This window comes from Barnesiella sp. An22 (assembly GCF_002159975.1).
In the GTDB taxonomy this organism is placed as follows: domain Bacteria; phylum Bacteroidota; class Bacteroidia; order Bacteroidales; family Barnesiellaceae; genus Barnesiella; species Barnesiella merdigallinarum.
In genome coordinates, this window is record NZ_NFJR01000001.1 from 338,477 (window position 1) to 357,290 (window position 18,814).

General features: G+C 44.9%; 14 protein-coding genes. 1 reads left to right on the forward strand and 13 read right to left on the reverse strand.

What is annotated here, in order from left to right; genetic code table 11:
* The 9 genes from B5F38_RS01470 to B5F38_RS01510 all read right to left on the reverse strand — a co-directional run bounded on the left by B5F38_RS01470 (position 1) and on the right by B5F38_RS01510 (position 10,668).
* Entirely contained in the window at positions 1 to 1,128 is a 1,128-nt protein-coding gene (locus tag B5F38_RS01470) for a glycosyltransferase family 4 protein (RefSeq protein ID WP_087407540.1), read from the reverse strand.
* Positions 1,125 to 1,970, reverse strand: a complete 846-nt coding sequence (locus B5F38_RS01475) for a glycosyltransferase family 2 protein (protein WP_087407541.1) — start codon at positions 1,968 to 1,970, stop codon at positions 1,125 to 1,127. The genes B5F38_RS01470 and B5F38_RS01475 overlap by 4 nt, the downstream gene beginning before the upstream one ends.
* 5 nt (positions 1,971 to 1,975) lie before the next feature.
* Complete coding sequence (locus B5F38_RS01480; protein ID WP_087407542.1) at positions 1,976 to 2,542, reverse strand: serine acetyltransferase; 567 nt, start codon at positions 2,540 to 2,542, stop codon at positions 1,976 to 1,978.
* Positions 2,543 to 3,739 carry a glycosyltransferase gene (locus B5F38_RS01485; RefSeq protein WP_087407543.1) on the reverse strand — a complete coding sequence of 399 codons (1,197 nt, stop codon included), beginning with the start codon at positions 3,737 to 3,739 and terminating at the stop codon, positions 2,543 to 2,545.
* Positions 3,736 to 4,689: a polysaccharide pyruvyl transferase family protein gene (locus B5F38_RS01490; protein ID WP_087407544.1), complete on the reverse strand. Its 954-nt coding sequence runs from the start codon at positions 4,687 to 4,689 to the stop codon at positions 3,736 to 3,738. Before B5F38_RS01490 ends, B5F38_RS01485 begins: the two co-directional genes overlap by 4 nt.
* Positions 4,689 to 6,185: a hypothetical protein gene (locus B5F38_RS01495; protein WP_087407545.1), complete on the reverse strand. Its 1,497-nt coding sequence runs from the start codon at positions 6,183 to 6,185 to the stop codon at positions 4,689 to 4,691. Before B5F38_RS01495 ends, B5F38_RS01490 begins: the two co-directional genes overlap by 1 nt.
* A 103-nt stretch (positions 6,186 to 6,288) precedes the next feature.
* Complete coding sequence (locus tag B5F38_RS01500; protein ID WP_087407546.1) at positions 6,289 to 8,706, reverse strand: tyrosine-protein kinase; 2,418 nt, start codon at positions 8,704 to 8,706, stop codon at positions 6,289 to 6,291.
* Positions 8,707 to 8,717: 11 nt separating this feature from the next.
* Positions 8,718 to 9,491, reverse strand: a complete 774-nt coding sequence (locus tag B5F38_RS01505) for a polysaccharide biosynthesis/export family protein (RefSeq protein ID WP_241147782.1) — start codon at positions 9,489 to 9,491, stop codon at positions 8,718 to 8,720.
* Positions 9,492 to 9,546: 55 nt separating this feature from the next.
* Positions 9,547 to 10,668 carry an MraY family glycosyltransferase gene (locus tag B5F38_RS01510; RefSeq protein ID WP_087407547.1) on the reverse strand — a complete coding sequence of 374 codons (1,122 nt, stop codon included), beginning with the start codon at positions 10,666 to 10,668 and terminating at the stop codon, positions 9,547 to 9,549.
* A gap of 796 nt (positions 10,669 to 11,464) precedes the next feature.
* Here B5F38_RS01510 and B5F38_RS01515 point away from each other — a divergent pair.
* Positions 11,465 to 11,950 (forward strand): PaaI family thioesterase, encoded by a 486-nt coding sequence (locus B5F38_RS01515; protein ID WP_087407548.1) that lies wholly within the window; start codon positions 11,465 to 11,467, stop codon positions 11,948 to 11,950.
* A gap of 111 nt (positions 11,951 to 12,061) precedes the next feature.
* On the opposite strand, the gene B5F38_RS01520 is transcribed toward B5F38_RS01515, so the two are convergent.
* The 4 genes from B5F38_RS01520 to B5F38_RS01535 all read right to left on the reverse strand — a co-directional run bounded on the left by B5F38_RS01520 (position 12,062) and on the right by B5F38_RS01535 (position 18,773).
* Positions 12,062 to 13,015, reverse strand: a complete 954-nt coding sequence (locus tag B5F38_RS01520; RefSeq protein ID WP_087407763.1) for a calcium/sodium antiporter — start codon at positions 13,013 to 13,015, stop codon at positions 12,062 to 12,064.
* A 447-nt stretch (positions 13,016 to 13,462) separates the two neighbouring features.
* Positions 13,463 to 15,652 carry a glutamine synthetase III gene (locus B5F38_RS01525; RefSeq protein ID WP_087407549.1) on the reverse strand — a complete coding sequence of 730 codons (2,190 nt, stop codon included), beginning with the start codon at positions 15,650 to 15,652 and terminating at the stop codon, positions 13,463 to 13,465.
* A 60-nt stretch (positions 15,653 to 15,712) separates the two neighbouring features.
* On the reverse strand, positions 15,713 to 17,386 hold the full coding sequence (gene asnB, locus B5F38_RS01530) for an asparagine synthase B (protein ID WP_087407550.1): 1,674 nt from the start codon (positions 17,384 to 17,386) through the stop codon (positions 15,713 to 15,715).
* Between the two features lie 37 nt (positions 17,387 to 17,423).
* A complete protein-coding gene (locus B5F38_RS01535) occupies positions 17,424 to 18,773 on the reverse strand; it encodes a glutamate synthase subunit beta (protein WP_087407551.1) in 1,350 nt (449 codons plus the stop codon).
* Positions 18,774 to 18,814 lie beyond the last annotated feature (41 nt).

Genomic DNA, 18,814 nt, shown 5'->3' on the forward strand with positions numbered 1-18,814 from the left:
TTATCTATTCAACGGTATCAACCGCTTATACAAATCGTTAAACAACTGAGAATATCGTTCGAAGCTATATTGCCCCACATACGCCATAGCCGCCTCTGAATAGTGCTGCAAAAGGGTTATATCACCCTCCAACGAACCTATTTTATCGGCCATATCGTCGATAGATTCAGGAGCATGCAGCAGCCCCACTTCTTGATCGCGTACAACTTCGGGAAGACCACCTGTGCGAGATGCCACCACCACACACCCGTTAGCCATCGCTTCGATAGCAGTGAGTCCAAATCCTTCACTGCGCGAAGGCATCAGCACAATATCCATACGACCGTACCAATCAGACAGTTTCTCCTGAGGCTGTCGTCCGGCCCATTCAATGCCATCAACACAACCAAACTCTTGCGCCTGCTGCAGCATTCGTGTTCGTAATGAACCATCACCCACTACAATCAAGCAAGTATCGGGATATTTTGCTCTTACCCGCGCCAAAGCCGGAACCACTAAATCCATACCCTTAATCTCTTCCAATCGACTGACAACACCTAATGTTATAGGTTGACTAAAACTACGAGTCTCCCGCCGAATCGAAAATCCAGCAGGGAGAGCATTGTAAATCGTAAAGTGATTACGCCGTTTCAATGGAGTATCCTCACTATATAGCTGCGAAGAACCGAAGAACGATTGCTCAGCCAACTCGGTAATGCAAGTAAATGCTCTCACGCAATATCGCTGAATGAAATGGACCAATCGCAGATTGGGATATATATCAGCTGCCGTGTGGGCCGTAGCTATAATTTGCCGAAGCCCCAATAATCGCAAAAGCAAAATAGGAATAGCCCCAGGCGCCATATATTGCACATGAGCTACATCGGGCTTATATCGTTTCAATACCTTTCGCAGACCTTTATAAAGAAACACGATTCCTCGCCAGCCCCCAACCCGCACACCGGTCGAGCTGAGGCATACGACATCACTGCCCGACCAACGAAACCGGGCGACCATATCATCGCTATACTCAAAATAGCAAACAGTCACCACCCGATGCCCTCCGGCTACCAGTGCCTGAACGAGATTCAACGTCTGTATCTCTGTCCCTCCCGTCAATAAGCAAGGTATGCAAACAAGAATGGTCATGACTTTATAAAATAAATTCCTACTCTTTTCCCTAAATAATTTCTTAATCTCAAAACTCTATTTATTATTTTAAATGGTACAATCAATAAGAATTTAAAGAAATTGGACCTTGAAACAATCCAATATATACTATTGCTAATGAATTCCTCTTTTAACGACATGTAATCTTCTATAATGCGTGGGAATTTACCCCCCAAATATTTTTGGACCTCCAATAATCTTTGCTCTGTTGATGTAGAACTAACACCAAAACAATTAAATGAAGACAAAATGATTTTAGGGAATGAGATATAACTACAATTATTTATGATTAATGCCTCTATAAAGAATATCCAATCTGATACAATTTTAGAATCTTCATTATATCCGCCAACCTGTAAAAAGATCTTCTTTGATATTAACGTAGAAGGATGAGCTAAAGACGAACCATCTATGAATGTATACAGAGATATCTTCCGAGGAGGAGTTTGTACACATATATTTTTCTTAGAATATGTATACAATGAACAGCTTACAATGTCCTCATGGAAGTTATTTTTAAACAAATTCTCAAGTGAATTTTTATTATACAGATAATCTCCTGAATTTAGAAACAACAAATATTCGCCATTCGCAAAATAAGCTCCTTTATTCATTGCATTATATATTCCCGAATCAGGTTCCGAGATCCATTTATCAATATATTTATCATACTTTTCAAGGACATCCCGACTACCATCTGTTGAGTTCCCGTCAATGACTATATATTGAAAATCTCGATATGTTTGATTGATTACACTGACAATCGTTTCTTCTAACCCTTGACCATTATTATAATTTATTGTTATAATCGATAATTTCATAAATGCTATTTTTTATAAACAGAAGCCGCAACCCCTATAACAACACTATTCTCAGGCACATCATGTACAACTGTACTCCCAGCTCCAATAACGGAATTAGATCCTATCCTAATATTTCCAATAACAATAGCTCCTGTAGAAATAGATACATTATCTTCAATAACAGGTTTATCATTCTGCGGTAATGTTGTTTTTTTTCCAATCGTTGTTAAATGCCATATTTGACAATTCTCTCCTATTGACTCTGCATTAATCACGGTTGAATACCCATGCCATATAACTAACCCTTTCCCTATTTTTGATGAGGGCGTATGAAAATATAAATTTGTTTGCCCTTTAGCAAAGAGAGAGAGGATCTTACAATTTGTTCTATAATAAAACAAACTACGGTACTCTGGGAATATATTCAGAAGAAACAAAAAGCCTCGGACTCCATATTTCTTAAATCGATTCCTTTCAAGCCATAAGTCTCTCTCATAATTAAGAAGTTCTAAATTCTTCTTAGACTGCAAATAATACACTATCACATGAGGAAGATATCTCATAGATAGAATCCAATTAAGAACTCTCATTTACTTATTTTTTATTATACTTTGATATAACATATAATACTCTTTTGCTTGTCTTTCTGGAGAGAAAAATTTATGTGCAATTCGGGATATCTTCTCATTATCAAAATTATAAAATTGTTCAATAAACTGATGTATAGCATCTTTTAAAGATTCTGTATCTATAGATTTTGCCATTATCCCATTTATCCCATCCTCTATAATATCCACCATCCCACCCGTCGGCATTGTTATTACAGGCGTTCCACAACATAAAGACTCCAACATGGTATTCGGCAAATTATCTTCTCTACTAGGTAAAATAAAAGCATCTGCAGCAGAATAAATTAAAGCCATTAATTGCTCATCATGTATAGTTTGAAAGAAGCGGATATTAGCTTTCGTATCAATATCAACAGTTTTTCCAACCACCATCAGATAACAGGAATTATCCAAATCTTTTATAGCTTCCAATAAAATATCAAAGCCTTTCCTTGGATTTGAAACGCTCTGACTCACGAATAGAAAAATATATTTATCATTAGGAATATTAAAAATAGAGCGAATGTAATTTTTATTGTATAATTTATATATCTGTGTATTTACACTATTTCGTATAATATGCTGCGGATACTGTCTAAATGAATCTGACTGCATCGAATAATGTTTCATCCAATTACAAAGACAAACAATCTCTAAATGAGAAGAATGAGAAATCCATTTTGCTTTTTTTTGAGCAATTCTTTGTTCTAAATTTAGATCTAATGGATTTCTCTGGATATCACCCATATAATGAGCAAATCCTAAAAATGGATTCATATCATGTAGAGTCCAAATGATAGGCTTCTGAACCTTCTGGAAAAAAGACTTATAATTCAAAGTACTCCCTACCCAATGTAAATTTATGACATCTGCTTTCTTTATCATGGGATGCTGACTAATACAATCGTACGCTTCAGGGAACGAAAGGCATTCATAATCCTTTCCATGTAAATCTATAAATCTTATATATTTATTATTTCTAAATCGAATGGGCAATTTCTCTAAAAATTTTATATAGAGAGGCTTTCTAATGCAAATGACGTTAGGAACACTACGACTTTGTTTATGAAAGCAAAGTAAATATGATTCTACCCCAAACTCCAATAAAGCCTCATGCAACCTTAAAGCGGCTAAACCTGCTCCTCCACTATCTGAAAATGAAATATGAACAACTCTCATATAGATCTAAATTGAGATTTCCAAATATCTATATTCTCAAACGGGATATTCAACTTTAATATATATGGTTGATTCAATATTGCAGGTAGATTCCGAATTTCATCTATCTGGACAACAGGAAGAGAAAAATCTCTTCCCATCTCGACAGCTCGATTATCAATACCAACTATAAAACTACGCATTCCCATCTGTAAAGCCCTAATTCCTGTATGAAGCCGAGTACCCACATAATCAATATCTTTTTGCTGCAATATTTTATTGAAATACAACAATTGTGGAGATAGTAATACTACCTTATTGAAATAGCCCAATTCTTTTAAATAATTAATATCACCTGTTCCCTGAGGGAAATAATATATTTCATTATATGTACTCAAACAACTTTCTATTATCAATTGATCCCGTTCTTTATTCCGATTATAATCAGTCAATGTAAGCACCACTCGATTAGGCTTCACCTTAGGAATATCTTTTACAAACTCATTTGTTAAATTCCACAATGTAGGACAACCTGTATTTATTGACTTTATTCCTATTGACTCCAATTTCTGTTGAGTATAATAATCCCTTACTGAATGAATATATCTATGAGAAAGTATCCTATTGAAAGCCCATTGAGTATATTTACTAACCACCCTCTCTTCATATTGAAACCAACCACACCCAAGAAGTACTATATTTTTCAGCAACAATATATTGTGCAAAGAGAAATCCATTTGTCTATACTTTCTAATATCAGAATTCAGTATATTTGTTCCCCCAATAAACGAAATCTTACTCATTGAATTGTATCGTCGAGTATTAGCCTTTATATCCTCCACCGGGAGTTTTATCAAAAAATCTTCAGGAAACAAAGTCTCTATTGCTCGATCAACAGACTCCATAATCACTTGATTACCTGAATTATAGGCAGCAATACTTGTATCAAATATAGATATAATATTATTCATCACTTCATCAATATATTAAAAATTGTATTCCTTTCCTCTTTATTAATCCCTATAAAATAGATTGCCAATACACAAAATAAAATAGATGTTATTGTAGTAAAAATAAATTTATATAATTCTACTGTATATAAAGAAACAATATATACTCCTAATCCCGAAATAATCGTAACAGACAAAGAAGGGAATAAAACGCCTCTTATATATTTTACAATTGAATATTGAATCTTAGGTAGGACATATAAAATTCTAAAAATATACATTATTATACCCAATACAATCTTTATATAAAATATGGATTCTGCCGATGATTGATATTTAAGACTCAAATATGCAAACGGAAGGTTTAGTATATTTATAGAACTAATTATTATTTGATATATTTTAATTCGGCCTATTGCCTGCATAGACATCCATAAAGGAGCTCCTATAGCCTCTATTAATGAGAATATTATTATTAATTGGGTGAAAATAGTCGTCTTATCAGGAACATCTGTCAACCATATCTGTAAAATGAAATTCGTATTAACCAGTATAGGAAGAGCAATAATAAATAATAAATAATATGATAATCTTGAAGATCTTGATATTAATCTTCTATGGGCTTCCATATCTCCAGAGGAATACGATTGCACTAATTGAGGATTAAATGCAACTTGAAAATTCGAAACGAAATTATAAACTGCACTATTTACTTGCTGAGCAATTCCCATTGCCGCATTCAAAATGACACCAAAAAATATATTTATAATCATATTTAGCCCCGTCGTAGAACCTATATATGCTATTTGCCCAAATAAACTCCAGCCAGAAAAAGATAATATTTCTTTAAACGCTTTACCTTCAAAATTTAATTTTATCTGACATATAGGAAACTCCTTAATACAATAGAACCATTTAACTCCACTTATTAATATACTAATAACCAATATTAAACTTGCATAATAAATCAATTTATCAAAGGGAGAAGCAATCAGCAAAAAAACAATTAGAAGCTTTAAGAATCCCTCTATTATTGAAATGTATGCATAAATAGACATTTTTTCATAAGCAACAATAGTAGAATCAAATGGAATTCCTATAATACCTATACACGTTGATACTATACTCAACTGGTATACCCAGTTCGCTGCATATAAACGATTCTCAGGAATATTCAAATATGTATTAAGGAACCAAAGCCCTATCGTTTCGCTTAATATAAAAATCAATATAGCAATCAATACATGAATAGAGAAACAAACAGAAAATGTATTTCTTGTTTCTAACTCGTTCTGTTTTCCTAAACTAAAATTTAAGAATCGACGAGTTGCCCCTGTTAGGGCACTACTGATGAAGCCAAATAAAACAATAACACCTCCTACTATATTATATATACCATAATCTTCAAACCCCAATGTATTAAGAACAAGTCTTGATGTATATAAAGAAATCCCCATTAACAGAAACATTCTTATATACAAAAACAAGGTATTCTTTACAATTCTTTTATTATTCATCGCTTTTTGAAAGATTACAAAGGCTTTTTGACCCGCGACTCTTGTTGAGGCATAGACTACTACTCTCTTACATACTACGATTAAAGTGATACTACTACCAAAATTATCCTCTAAAAATACGCGCTATCTTATGCGCCCATTTATAGACAACATTACGTTTTTTCTTTCGACCCTGATCGGCTCCATAACTGTAGCCATAGCCATAGCCATAACCGTAGCCGTATCCATAACCGTATTTCTTGCTCTCCATTTCAATGCCGTTGAGGACGACGGTGAGATTTTTGAATTTGTTATCTTGATAGAGTTTTTCCAATTCGGGCAGGTAACGACGATCCAAGACTCCGGAGCGAATGACATATATTGTCAGGTCGGCTACACGACCAATGATACCAGCATCGGCAACAACCATGGCGGGTACACAGTCGAGGATGACATAATCGTACAATTTCTTCAACTCTTCGATCAAGGCCGGGAAACGGTCGCTCATAAGCAGTTCTGAAGGATTGGGCGGCATAATTCCGGCCGAAATCATATCGAACTGTTTGTGAATATTACTGGGTTGTATCAGCTCGGCTACGTTGTTGTTTTTGCCCGACAGCCAAGTAGATACGCCATTTTTCGTAGTCAAGTCCAACGTCTTGCTCAAGGTCCGTTTACGCAAGTCCATATCGAGCAGGATAACTTTCTTGTTGGTCATGGCCAGTGTTACCGCAAAGTTACGAGAGACAAAGCTCTTACCCTCACCGGGAATGGTCGAAGTGAACATAATCACACGGGCTTTGGGCGCCACAAAATCCATATTGGAACGCAACAGACGGAACGACTCAGCTACACTGCTGGTCTTGTTCTCGGCCACGACAATAGCTCGCTCTCCCTTCTCCTCTTTCATTGATGGAATCTCGCCCAAGATAGGCATCGACGTATAGTCTTCCACATCCTTACGACCTCTTACGCTCGTATTCCACATCAGGCGCAGCAACTGGATAGCCAAGGGAATAATGAGACCTATGATAAATGCACCCATCAAGAACATTCTACGAGCCGGAGCTACGGGTGCCGACGAACCAAACGGAGTTTCTATCACTCGAATATTGGCTTCGGTAATAGCCAACTGCATGGCATTCTCTTCCCGTTTGTTCAGCAAGAAGGTATAGAGAGCCTCTTTTATGTTTTGTTGACGCATGATACCCAAGGCCTGCTTTTCCTGTTGGGGTACCGACTCGATATAATTCAAAGTTTGTTCCTCGACCTTGCGGGCCTTCTCCAGCTTCAGTTTCAACGTAGAGATGTAGTTGCTCAACGAAGAGGCCAAGTTGATTCTAACCGAAGCCAAGTTCTTGTCAAGATCGCGTACCAAGGGGTTGTTCTCTCCCGAATTGGCAGCCAGGCGCTCACGTTGCAGCAGCATCTCATTGTAGGCTTCTATCTGGCTTTGCAAACCAGCATCGCCCACCCCCGACACATTCGGTATCAGCTGTTTATTGTCTTTATCATTGGTGAATGCCCGATGTACGGCTTGTGCGATGGCATACTCGGTTTCGAGTTGTACCAGTTCAGTACGCATCTGGCTGTTCTCACTCATAAACTGATTGGCTGAAGCATCGATACTGACAATACGATTTTTCTGTTTGAAATCGGTCAATTCATTCTCGACATCGCCCAACTCCCGGCTGATAATCTCAACCCGCTCGTTGATAAACTTGGCCGTACTGGTAGCTATGCGGTTTTTATCTTCGATAATGGTTTCACGATACACATCGATTAAGGCCATCAGAATAGCTTCGGCACGAGAAATATTGGAGTCGACACAGTTAATCTGGACCAATGTCGTACGCTCACCAGCCAAGGCAGCCGAAATCAACGAGTGATAAATATCGGCTGCCGTATTCAAATCCATACGGGAAACCTCGACCGGGACATTGTAATATGCCGGGAGGAACTCGGGAACCGACTCAACTACAATGCGACCTGCATCCGAAACAAGGGTATCGCCAAAAGCAATCTGCTGGTTGCCTTCGTTGGTTTTCTTTCCTCCTACATTCAACTCCTTCAACGCATAGTGATTCTCATCAATCGGCGATACTTTCATCGAAACCGGCAACGTATAGGCATCGAGGAAATGGGCCCGAAGGGGGGACTCGGCATATAACTGCTTGTTATGTAAGAAATCTTTTACCTGATAGGTTACGTCAAGATTCAGACGCTCCACAACCTCGCGCATCAGTTGACGCGATTGCAAAATATAGATTTCGTTTTCTACTCCGCTACCCGATATACCGCCATTCAACTCCAGGAGAGCCGACATATCGTTATTCGATTTATTTTCGGCCTTGACCAGCATTACGGCACTCCGCTTGTACAGCGGTGTCTGCATGGCCAAATAGAACCAAGCAACCGAGACACACACGGCAACCGACAATACAATCCAATACCAGTTGTCGAATATCAACTCGACGATATCACGCAGGGTTATACCCCCTTCATTCTTCTTCTCGTTTTTATTTTCTTGAATGAGCTCCATATATAGAGAAATTACTTGTCTTTTAATACTATAATCATTGATACGATAGATAATACCGAAGCGATAACCGACAAGATACTGCTACTTGCCGAAACGAACGACAGGGTAGCACTACCCTTCACCCCTATCGACTTGTTGGGCTGTACATACACAACATCGTTTTGCTTCAAATAGTAACAGGGCGAAGTCAGTACCTTTTCGCTCGAAGTCAAATCGACAACATAGCTTACTCGCTGGTCACCCTCCTCGCGGACAACCAGAATATTATCACGTTTTCCCGACGGAGTAAGGTCGCCCGCCATTGTCAAAGCTTCGAGAATCGTCACCCGATCGCCTGATATAGCTTGAACTCCCGGACTGTTTACCTCACCCATTACCGTCACCTTGAAATCTTTAAGTTGAACTGTTACCGTCGGATCATTCAGATACTCACCTTCAATCAATTTGGCTTCAATAGCCTTGGCCAGTTCACCGCGAGTCAATCCGGCAGCCTGCATCTCGCCCAAAATAGGAACCTCGATTTTCCCTTGCTTGTCGACCCGAAGGCCTATTGCCTCCTGAATATTTGACGAAGAGCCCGAACTTCCCAACACCTGACTATTGGCAAAGAGCTCCAACAACTCTTCATCTTTGCTGCTGACCGTAATCAGCAACTGGTCATCGGGAACTATCTTCAACTCATAATTCTGTGCAATAGCTTGAGGAGTTTCTGACAACTCATCGGCTCCTTGCAGATAAATCATTTTCTTGGAAGGGACACACGATACCAGTCCTACAAGTATCATGCACATGAAAACTCTTGAAATATATTTCATCAGATAAAAAATAACTGTTAGCAAATCAGTGTTTCGAATCGGAAGCTTCCTTTACCTGTTTTATCCGATGGGACAGATAAAGCTGCATCACGGTCCAAATAAAGATATCCAGGAACAACAGGACGTTGATATTTACATGAGTAAGCAACAACAAGTTCATGGCGGCAAATCCGGCAGAGATGAGCAGAATCGTAATCATGGCTGCCCGGTGTGTAAAACCTAATGCCAAGAACTTATGATGGATATGATTTTTGTCGGGACTGAAGATATTTTTATGAAAACGGGCCCGGTGCAAAATGACCCGAACCACATCGAATACGGGAGTAATCAATACCGAAAAGGCAATGACAATCGCATCAGGAACACGATGCAACACCGTGACATCGGACATACTGAAACGAATAGCCAGGATACTCAACACAAAGCCAATCGTCAAAGAACCGGTATCGCCCATGAAGATTTTACGACCCCGAGCAGGGTTGCCGAACACATTGTAGTAAAAAAACGGAATAAGTGTACCCAGTGTCACAATCGCAAGCGAAGCATACAACCACTCTCGCTGATAGGCAAAGAGTACGGTAAAGAAGAGAAAAGCTATACCACTCAATCCCGAAGCCAAGCCATCGATTCCATCAATCAGGTTAATGGCATTGGTAATAAATACAATTGCAAAAACGGTAAAGGGAATACCCACCGAAGCTGGCAACTCATAAATTCCGAAAATACCATACAGATTGTTTATCCACAATCCCGAGGTAACCAGCAATATGGCACAGAATATCTGAACAATGAACTTTTGATAATAGCGAACGCCTATCAGATCGTCGGTAATACCGGTCAAATACAGAAGCAACAAGCTACTCAAACCAAACGAGAGTACGGCTGTATCACTGCCGCTAATTATCGATGGGAATACTTCCGGACCGTAAATTCGATTCAGGCCAGTCATCAGCGCCAATGTAAAAACTACGGCCGGGAAAAACGAAACGCCTCCCAAGCGAGGAATCACGCCTTGGTGCACTTTACGCTCATCCGGTATATCGAACAGATGCTTTTTAAACGAAATCAATAAAATTCTTGGAATAATAAATATGGAAAATCCCAAACTGATAAAAAAAGACAACAACAAAATCGAAATATAACCCATAAAAATATTAGATTTAATTCCTCATTTTACAATATATTTTCAACACATTGACCCAATTTCCATGCAGAAATATTCTATTGAATTTACAAGCTTATTATCATCCCCTATTCTCCCTTCATAAAATCAGCTTCATCTGATAAAAAGCATTACAAACATCCATTATGTTATTCTCAAACAAATGGTTAGTTCTAAGAACCTAGTTAAACACTTTTACATTCTCTGGGGACACCGAGAAGAGAATTTCCCGGTCTTCTAACAAATCCAACACCAGCCAAATTCTCCTTTCCCTATCGCAGAAGAGAGGAGGCAATTTGGGTTTTGCAGTATGTTCTTTCATCTACCCAATTGATGATTGACAAATCAATCAAATCTACCGATGTATAAGAACTTTATTCTCCAAAACAGGGATGCAAACAGTGAAACAATTAGGACTAATTATCTCATCTAATTCCCCTATTTCCAACAGCTGCAAAGGTAAGGACAATTCTAAAAACCACCATAAAAAAACTTATAAAAATATTATTATTTTACACTTTTCTCATAAATATCTTATTTATAGTAGATTATATAATCCCCCCATTTCTTGCAAAGCACCAACATACACCTAATTCACAAAATCGGCAGGCTCCATATGCAATTTATTTAGTTTAATTTTGTTAATATTATTTATATGTTTTCTTCCCGAAACATCTCTCTTTTCCTCTCTTGTCCCAATTCTTTCTCTGTGAAGGCTACAATAGCCCGACAAACTATTATCTTTGATCTCAAGTTTTACCGAATAAACACATTCACTACGATGAAAAAGATTATAAACCCCTGGATTCGACTCGAAAACGAGGGATACAACTGCTTCGGCTGTGCCCCTCACAATCCCTACGGATTGAGAATGGAGTTTTACGAGGATGGCGACGACATCGTTTCGTTCTGGACTCCGACCGACAACTACCAAGGTTGGCTGCACACGCTGCACGGTGGCATTCAATCGCTACTCATCGACGAGATTGCCGGCTGGCTCGTAGCTCGAAAACTCCAAACCTCGGGCATGACTACCCACCTGGATGTCAAATTCAAAAAGTCTATCCCCACGGGGAGCGATATTACTCTGGAGATACGGGCGCATCTCACCGAAATCAAACACAACTTTGCCTTTATAGCCGCCCAAATCAGTTGCAACGGCCAGGTTTGTACACAGGGCGAACTGACCTACTTCTGCTTTTCGAAAGAGAAAGCCCAGTCGGAGTTCCACTTTACCCATTGCCCCACGATCGACGAGATTGAATAATCCCCTTTGAAAGCACACGGCCCCCACGAGTTGAAATTCTCGCGGAGGCCGTGTGTCATATTCTCGATGCAGTCACTCCTCTCCCATTTCCGAGAGAGATTAAGCGAACTCTTACAGTTGATAAATCAAATAACCGGTATAGATCACATAGGCAAGAATCATTACAATACCCTCGGCACGAGTAATCATGCGCTCCTTGTGGTACTTTCCTACGAAGAACATCAATACCGAAGCTCCCAACAGATAGAGCAGGTCGAAGTTGGTGATGCCACCCAGAGGCAGCGGCGAGATAGCGGCACTGGCCCCCAACACAAAAAAGACATTGAACAGGTTGGAACCTATCACATTACCGATGGCAATCTCGGGATTTTTCTTCAAAGCCGCGACCACCGAGGTTGCCAACTCGGGCAGCGAGGTTCCCATGGCCACCAGCGTCAGACCGATAATCGACTCGCCTACTCCCAGCGAACGGGCTATCTCGCTCGACCCGTCGACAAACAGCCGGCCGCCGAATATCAGAGCCGCAAGTCCGCCTATGATGTAAACCACACAACGCCACACGGGCAACGATTTGATTTCGGCCGACTCCTCGTCGCTATGGTTATGGGCAATAGCAAACGTATAGCCCAGGAAAATCAAGAAGAAGCAGAGCATAAGTAACCCGTCGGCCCGGTTGATGACATTCTCGGTGCCGGTACCCAAAAACAGGTCATTGGCACAAATGAGCACGACTACCGACGAAAGTATCGCCAGCGGTATCTCTTTCGTCAGCGTACCCCGGGTAATGCGAATCGGTGCCACTACGGCCGTCACCCCCACAATCATCAGGATATTGAAAATGTTGCTTCCCACCACATTACCAATTGCCAGTTCGGCACTGCCATTGATGGCCGAAACCACGCTCACCGTCAACTCGGGAGCCGATGTCCCGAAGGCTACAATCGTGAGACCTATCACCAGCGACGATATGTTGAAACGCTTGGCCAAAGCGGCAGCCCCGTCCGTCAAAAAATTGGCCCCCGACAGAATCAAAACCAACCCCACAAGCAGGAGTATCACATGTATTATCATACCTATTCTTTTTTTATGTTTTATATGGGAACAAAGATAGCGAAAGGCGAGAGCAGAGGCAAATGGAAAACGAAGTTTTCAACATTTGACTATGCCAAGCCGCATCTTATCTTATGTAAAGATAGCGAAAGGCGAGAGCAGAGACAAATGGAAAACGAAGTTTTCAACATTTGACTATGCCGAGCCGCATCCTATCTTATGTAAAAAAGATAGCAAAAGGTGAGAGGAGGTGAGAGGAGAAGCAAACCAAAATGAAATTTCGAGTTTGATTATTCCAAACCGCCTCCTATCTTATATACATAAAGCAGAGAGGCAAAAAGAAAACGAGAGCTTTCCGTGTCCGGCATTACCATTCTCCCCTCTCCCGATACTGAAAAAGGCCGGCCCTCCCCGCAGAAAGGGAGGCTCCGGCCTTCGTCCATCTAACCAAACTTAACTTATTTATCTGATAAAAAGCAGTTCGCGGTATTTAGGCAACGTCCACATCTGATCATCGACAATCAATTCCAGTTTGTCGATATGGTAACGTATCTGTTCCAACATCGGGGCAATCGTGTCGTGGTAGGCTATGGCCTTCTCACGCTCATCGGCAATCTTGTTGGCCACCTTGCGGGCATCGATCATCGAGTCGACATGCTCCTTGATGTAGCTGGTATGCTCGGCAATCTTGCGGATAATAGCCAGATTCTCGGCCGAGAGTTCTCGAGTCTCCTCTTCCGAGAAGAGTCCGCGCATCTTATACACGTTGTCAATCAACTTGGTCTGATACTCGGTAGCAACCGGTACAATGTGGTTCATCACCAGGTCGCCCAATACACGAGCCTCGATCTGAATCTTCTTCGTGTAGGTCTCCCACTTCACTTCGTTACGAGCCTCGAGCTCCTTGCGGGTCATTACTCCGGTCGACTCAAACATCTTGATGCTCGACATCGAGAGGTAGTTGTCGAAGATTAGTGGAACACTCGTCTCGCAATCGAGCCCACGACGTTCGGCCTCGGCCTTCCACTCATCGCTGTAACCGTTGCCGTCGAAGCGGATAGGTTTGCTCAGTTTGATATACTTACGCAACACTTGAATGATAGCCGGAATCTTCTCCTCGCCTTTTCCAATCAGTTCGTCTACCTCGTTTTTGAAGATGACGAGCTGCTCGGCCACGGCGGAGTTCAACGCTATCATAGCGCTGGCACAGTTGGCCTCGGAACCTACGGCACGGAATTCGAAGCGGTTGCCGGTGAAGGCAAAGGGCGACGTACGGTTACGGTCGGTGTTATCGATAAGCAATTCGGGGATTTGCGGAATATCGAGTTTCATGCCATGTTTGCCCGAGAGCACTACCAAATCGTCGGCGGAACTCTCTTCCATGTGGTCGAGTACCCGACTCAACTGCGTACCCAGGAACGACGAGATAATGGCGGGCGGTGCCTCGTTCGCACCCAGACGATGGGCGTTGGTGGCACTCATGATCGAGGCCTTCAGCAAACCGTTGTGACGATAAACCGCCATCAGCGTATTCACCACGAAGGTGATGAAGCGCAGGTTCTCTTCAGGCGTCTTGCCCGGCGACATCAGCAAGATGCCCGTATCGGTACCCAGCGACCAGTTGTTGTGCTTGCCCGAACCGTTGACACCCTTGAAAGGTTTCTCGTGCAGCAGCACTCTGAAGCCGTGCGTGCGGGCTACCTTACGCATGAGCGACATCACCAGCATGTTGTGGTCGACGGCCAGATTGCACTCCTCGAAGATAGGAGCCAGCTCGAACTGGTTGGGGGCTACCTCGTTGTGACGGGTCTTAACCGGGATACCCAGCTCCAGAGCCTGTATCTCGAGGTCTTTCATAAAGGCGGCTACCCGCGTAGGAATGGCACCGAAATAGTGATCCTCGAGCTGCTGGTTTTTCGAAGCTTCGTGTCCCATCAGCGTGCGACCGGTCAAGAGCAGGTCGGGACGGGCAGCATACAGACCCTCGTCGACCAGGAAATACTCCTGTTCCCAACCCAGGTAGGCCATCACCTTCTTCACGTCGGGATTGAAATAGTGACATACGTCGACCGCAGCCTTGTCGACAGCGCGCAACGCTTTGAGCAACGGGGCCTTGTAATCGAGCGATTCGCCCGTATAGGCGATAAATACGGTGGGGATACAGAGGGTATCGTCTACCACAAAGACGGGCGACGAGGGATCCCAGGCGCTGTAACCGCGGGCTTCGAACGTGTTGCGGATACCACCGTTGGGGAACGACGAGGCGTCGGGCTCCTGCTGCACGAGCAACTTGCCCGAAAATTCTTCCATCATACCCCCTTTGCCGTCATGTTCGACAAAGGCATCGTGTTTCTCTGCCGTGCCTTCGGTCAAAGGCTGGAACCAGTGGGTATAGTGGGTTGCACCCAGTTCCATCGCCCACTTTTTCATTCCGCGTGCTACCTCGTCGGCCATATCGCGGTCGAGGGTGGCACCGTGGTCTATCACATCGACCAAGCGGTTGTAGGTCGATGTAGGCAGATACTTGAACATCTTCTCCCGATTGAACACATACTTGGCGAAATAGTCGCTCGGGCGTTCGTTGGGTACCGATACCTCTACCGGTTTTGCCTGAAAGGCTTTCTCTACTACTCTAAATCTCAACGTTGACATACTGTCTTAAATTTTATGGTTGGTTATTTATATAGCTTTCGTTTTACGATTCTCCGGTTTTTACTTTTTCCCGTAGGCCTCTTCGTGCACACCGGTCACGGCCCGGCCGCTCGGCTCGTTCATGTGGGCAAACGAGGCATCCCAGGCCAGGGCTTCGGCCGTAGAGCAGGCTACGCTGGGTACACTGGGCACACTGCGGGCTGCACTTTCGCTGGGGAAATACTCCTCGAAAATCGAGCGGTAGTAATACTCCTCCTTGTTTTGCGGCGGATTGATGGGGAAACGCTCGGCGGCGTGCTGCATCTGCTCGTCGCTCACGGCCTGTGCGGTGACGGTCTTCAGGGTATCGATCCAACTGTACCCCACCCCGTCGCTGAACTGCTCCTTCTGTCGCCAGGCCACCGTGTCGGGCAGCATGTCGGCAAAGGCTTCGCGCACGATGCGCTTCTCGATGGTCTTGCCGGGGCACATCTTGGCCTGCGGATTGAGCCGCATGGCCACGTCGAGGAACTCCTTGTCGAGGAACGGTACACGTCCCTCCACCCCCCAGGCCGAGAGGGCCTTGTTGGCCCGCAGGCAGTCATAGAGGTAGAGCTTCGACAGCTTCCGCACGGTCTCCTCGTGGAATGCCCGCGCATCGGGTGCCTTGTGGAAGTAGAGGTAACCGCCGAATACCTCGTCGGCCCCCTCGCCGCTCAGCACCATCTTGATACCCATGCTCTTGATGACCCGAGCCAGCAGATACATGGGCGTAGAGGCGCGCACGGTAGTGACGTCGTAGGTCTCGATGTAATAGATGACGTCGCGCACGGCGTCGAGCCCCTCCTGTATGGTGTAGTTTATCTCGTGATGTACGGTGCCTATATAGTCGGCCACCTCGCGAGCCTTGGCCAGGTCGGGAGCTCCGCGCAACCCGATGGCAAAGGAGTGGAGCTGGGGCCACCAGGCCTCCTTCTGTCCGTCGGTTTCGACCCGTCGGGCAGCGAATCGCTTGGCTATGGCCGAGATTACCGAACTGTCGAGCCCGCCCGAGAGCAACACCCCGTAGGGCACGTCGCTCATCAGTTGCCGACGCACGGCCTCCTCGAGCGCTTCGCGCAACTCGAATACCGAAGCGGGATTGTCCTTGACGGCATCGTAGCGGGTCCATTCGCGTTTGTACCAACGGACCATCTTCTTCTCGCGGCTCGAATAGTAGTGGCCGGGCAGGAAGGGTTCGTAGCGCTCGCAGAAACCCTCGAGCGCCTTCAGTTCGCTGGCACAATAGAGGGTGCCGTCGCTGTCGTATCCGATATACAACGGAATGACACCTATGGGGTCGCGGGCGATGAGAAACTCGTCGCGCTCTTCGTCGTAGAGGGCAAAGGCAAAAATGCCGTTCAACTCCTCCAGAAAGTCGATACCCTTGTCGCGGTAGAGTGCCAGTATCACCTCGCAGTCGCTACCCGTCTGAAACTCGTATTGACCCGCATACCGTTGCCGGATTTCGCGGTGGTTGTAAATCTCGCCATTGACGGCAAGCACCTGCTTGCGGTCGGGCGAGTAGAGGGGCTGGCCTCCGCTCTGAGGGTCGACAATCGAGAGTCGCTCGTGGGCCAGGATGGCCGAGCTTCCGCAATAGATGCCGCTCCAGTCGGGGCCCCGATGACGAATCTTCTTGGCCATGGCCAAGGCTTTCTTACGCCACTCGGGCGATTGGCTCTTAATATTGAATATGGCTGCTATTCCACACATGACAAGGGTTGTTTTATGCTGTTCTATACTCCTGTTTCTATCGTTGGCCGGTAGTGCAATACCGGTCTATCTCCTGCGCGGCACGATGTCCCGAAGCGATACATTTGACTACCAGACTGGCACCCGAGGCGGCATCGCCGGCCACGAATACATTCTCCGGCAGGTCGGGCAACTGAGGCTTGAGGAATCCCATCGCCAGCAACACCAGGTCGGCCTTCAAAATCTCTTTCCGTCCCGTAGGCCGCATCTGCGGGCGACCGCCGTCGGGAGCCGGCAACCAGTCGACCTCCTCGACCTCGACGCCGCACACCCGCCCGTTCTCACCGATAAAGCGGGTGGACGAGAGGCTCCAGCGACGTACGCATCCCTCCTCGTGGCTGCTGCTGGTCTTCAGCACAACAGGCCACTGGGGCCAGGGTGTCGCGGGGTTGTATCCTACGGGCGGCTTCGGCATGATTTCTATCTGGGTCACGCTGGCCGCACCCTGCCGGTTGCTCGTGCCTATGCAGTCGCTGCCCGTATCGCCGCCACCGATTACCAGCACATCCTTGCCGCGTGCCGTGATGCGCTCTTCGTCGCTGAAGGTCTGCCCGGCCAACACCCGGTTTTGCTGGGCCAGCATCTCCATGGCAAAATGGATACCGGCCAAGTCGCGCCCCGGAATATTGAGGTCGCGGGCCTGGGGCGTACCCGTGCAGAGACAGTAGGCATCGAAACCCTCGGGCAGATGGTCGAGCTCGACGACATGGTTCACCTCGAAGGTGATGCCCTCGGCCTCCATCACCCGCACCCGACGGTCGATGATGGGCTTGTGCAGTTTGAAGTTGGGAATACCGAAACGCAACAGACCGCCCACATACTCCAGCTTCTCGAATACGGTCACGTCGTAGCCCAGCCGGTTGAGCCGATTGGCCACCGAGAGCCCGGCCGGGCCCGACCCGATGACAGCCACACGCCTGCCGTTACGCTTGTAGTGGTGAGGCTTGACGAGCCCCTCGCGGAAGGCGGCCTCGATGATGGCAGCCTCGTTTTCGCGAATGGTCACCGGCGCCTCCATGCTCAGGTTGAGCACACAGCTCTTCTCGCACAGCGCCGGACAGATGCGCCCCGTAAACTCGGGGAAATCGTTGGTCTGGGTGAGCAGCCTGTAGGCCTCGTCCCATCGGCCCCGATAGAGGGCATCTTGAAATTCGGGCGGGCGGTTGCCCAGCGGGCAGGCCCAGTGGCAGAAAGGCACCCCGCAATCCATGCAACGCGAAGCCTGCAGCTTGCGTTCGCTGGTGTTGAGGGTCTGCTCCACCTCGCCGTAGTCCGAAATACGGTCGTGTACGGGGCGATATCCGGCCTCCTGCCGGGGTATGGTTAAGAATGCTTTCGGGTTTCCCATAATGCTTTTATCTTGCTATATCTAATCGTTCGTTTTTTTCG

Bases quoted from the DNA above. Each gene is read 5' to 3' on its own strand.
- B5F38_RS01470 (WP_087407540.1), bottom strand. From the start codon at position 1,128: ATGACCATTCTTGTTTGCATACCTTGCTTATTGACGGGAGGGACAGAG.
- B5F38_RS01475 (WP_087407541.1), bottom strand. From the start codon at position 1,970: ATGAAATTATCGATTATAACAATAAATTATAATAATGGTCAAGGGTTA.
- B5F38_RS01480 (WP_087407542.1), bottom strand. From the start codon at position 2,542: ATGAGAGTTCTTAATTGGATTCTATCTATGAGATATCTTCCTCATGTG.
- B5F38_RS01485 (WP_087407543.1), bottom strand. From the start codon at position 3,739: ATGAGAGTTGTTCATATTTCATTTTCAGATAGTGGAGGAGCAGGTTTA.
- B5F38_RS01490 (WP_087407544.1), bottom strand. From the start codon at position 4,689: ATGAATAATATTATATCTATATTTGATACAAGTATTGCTGCCTATAAT.
- B5F38_RS01495 (WP_087407545.1), bottom strand. From the start codon at position 6,185: ATGAATAATAAAAGAATTGTAAAGAATACCTTGTTTTTGTATATAAGA.
- B5F38_RS01500 (WP_087407546.1), bottom strand. From the start codon at position 8,706: ATGGAGCTCATTCAAGAAAATAAAAACGAGAAGAAGAATGAAGGGGGT.
- B5F38_RS01505 (WP_241147782.1), bottom strand. From the start codon at position 9,491: ATGATACTTGTAGGACTGGTATCGTGTGTCCCTTCCAAGAAAATGATT.
- B5F38_RS01510 (WP_087407547.1), bottom strand. From the start codon at position 10,668: ATGGGTTATATTTCGATTTTGTTGTTGTCTTTTTTTATCAGTTTGGGA.
- B5F38_RS01515 (WP_087407548.1), top strand. From the start codon at position 11,465: ATGAAAAAGATTATAAACCCCTGGATTCGACTCGAAAACGAGGGATAC.
- B5F38_RS01525 (WP_087407549.1), bottom strand. From the start codon at position 15,652: ATGTCAACGTTGAGATTTAGAGTAGTAGAGAAAGCCTTTCAGGCAAAA.
- asnB (WP_087407550.1), bottom strand. From the start codon at position 17,386: ATGTGTGGAATAGCAGCCATATTCAATATTAAGAGCCAATCGCCCGAG.
- B5F38_RS01535 (WP_087407551.1), bottom strand. From the start codon at position 18,773: ATGGGAAACCCGAAAGCATTCTTAACCATACCCCGGCAGGAGGCCGGA.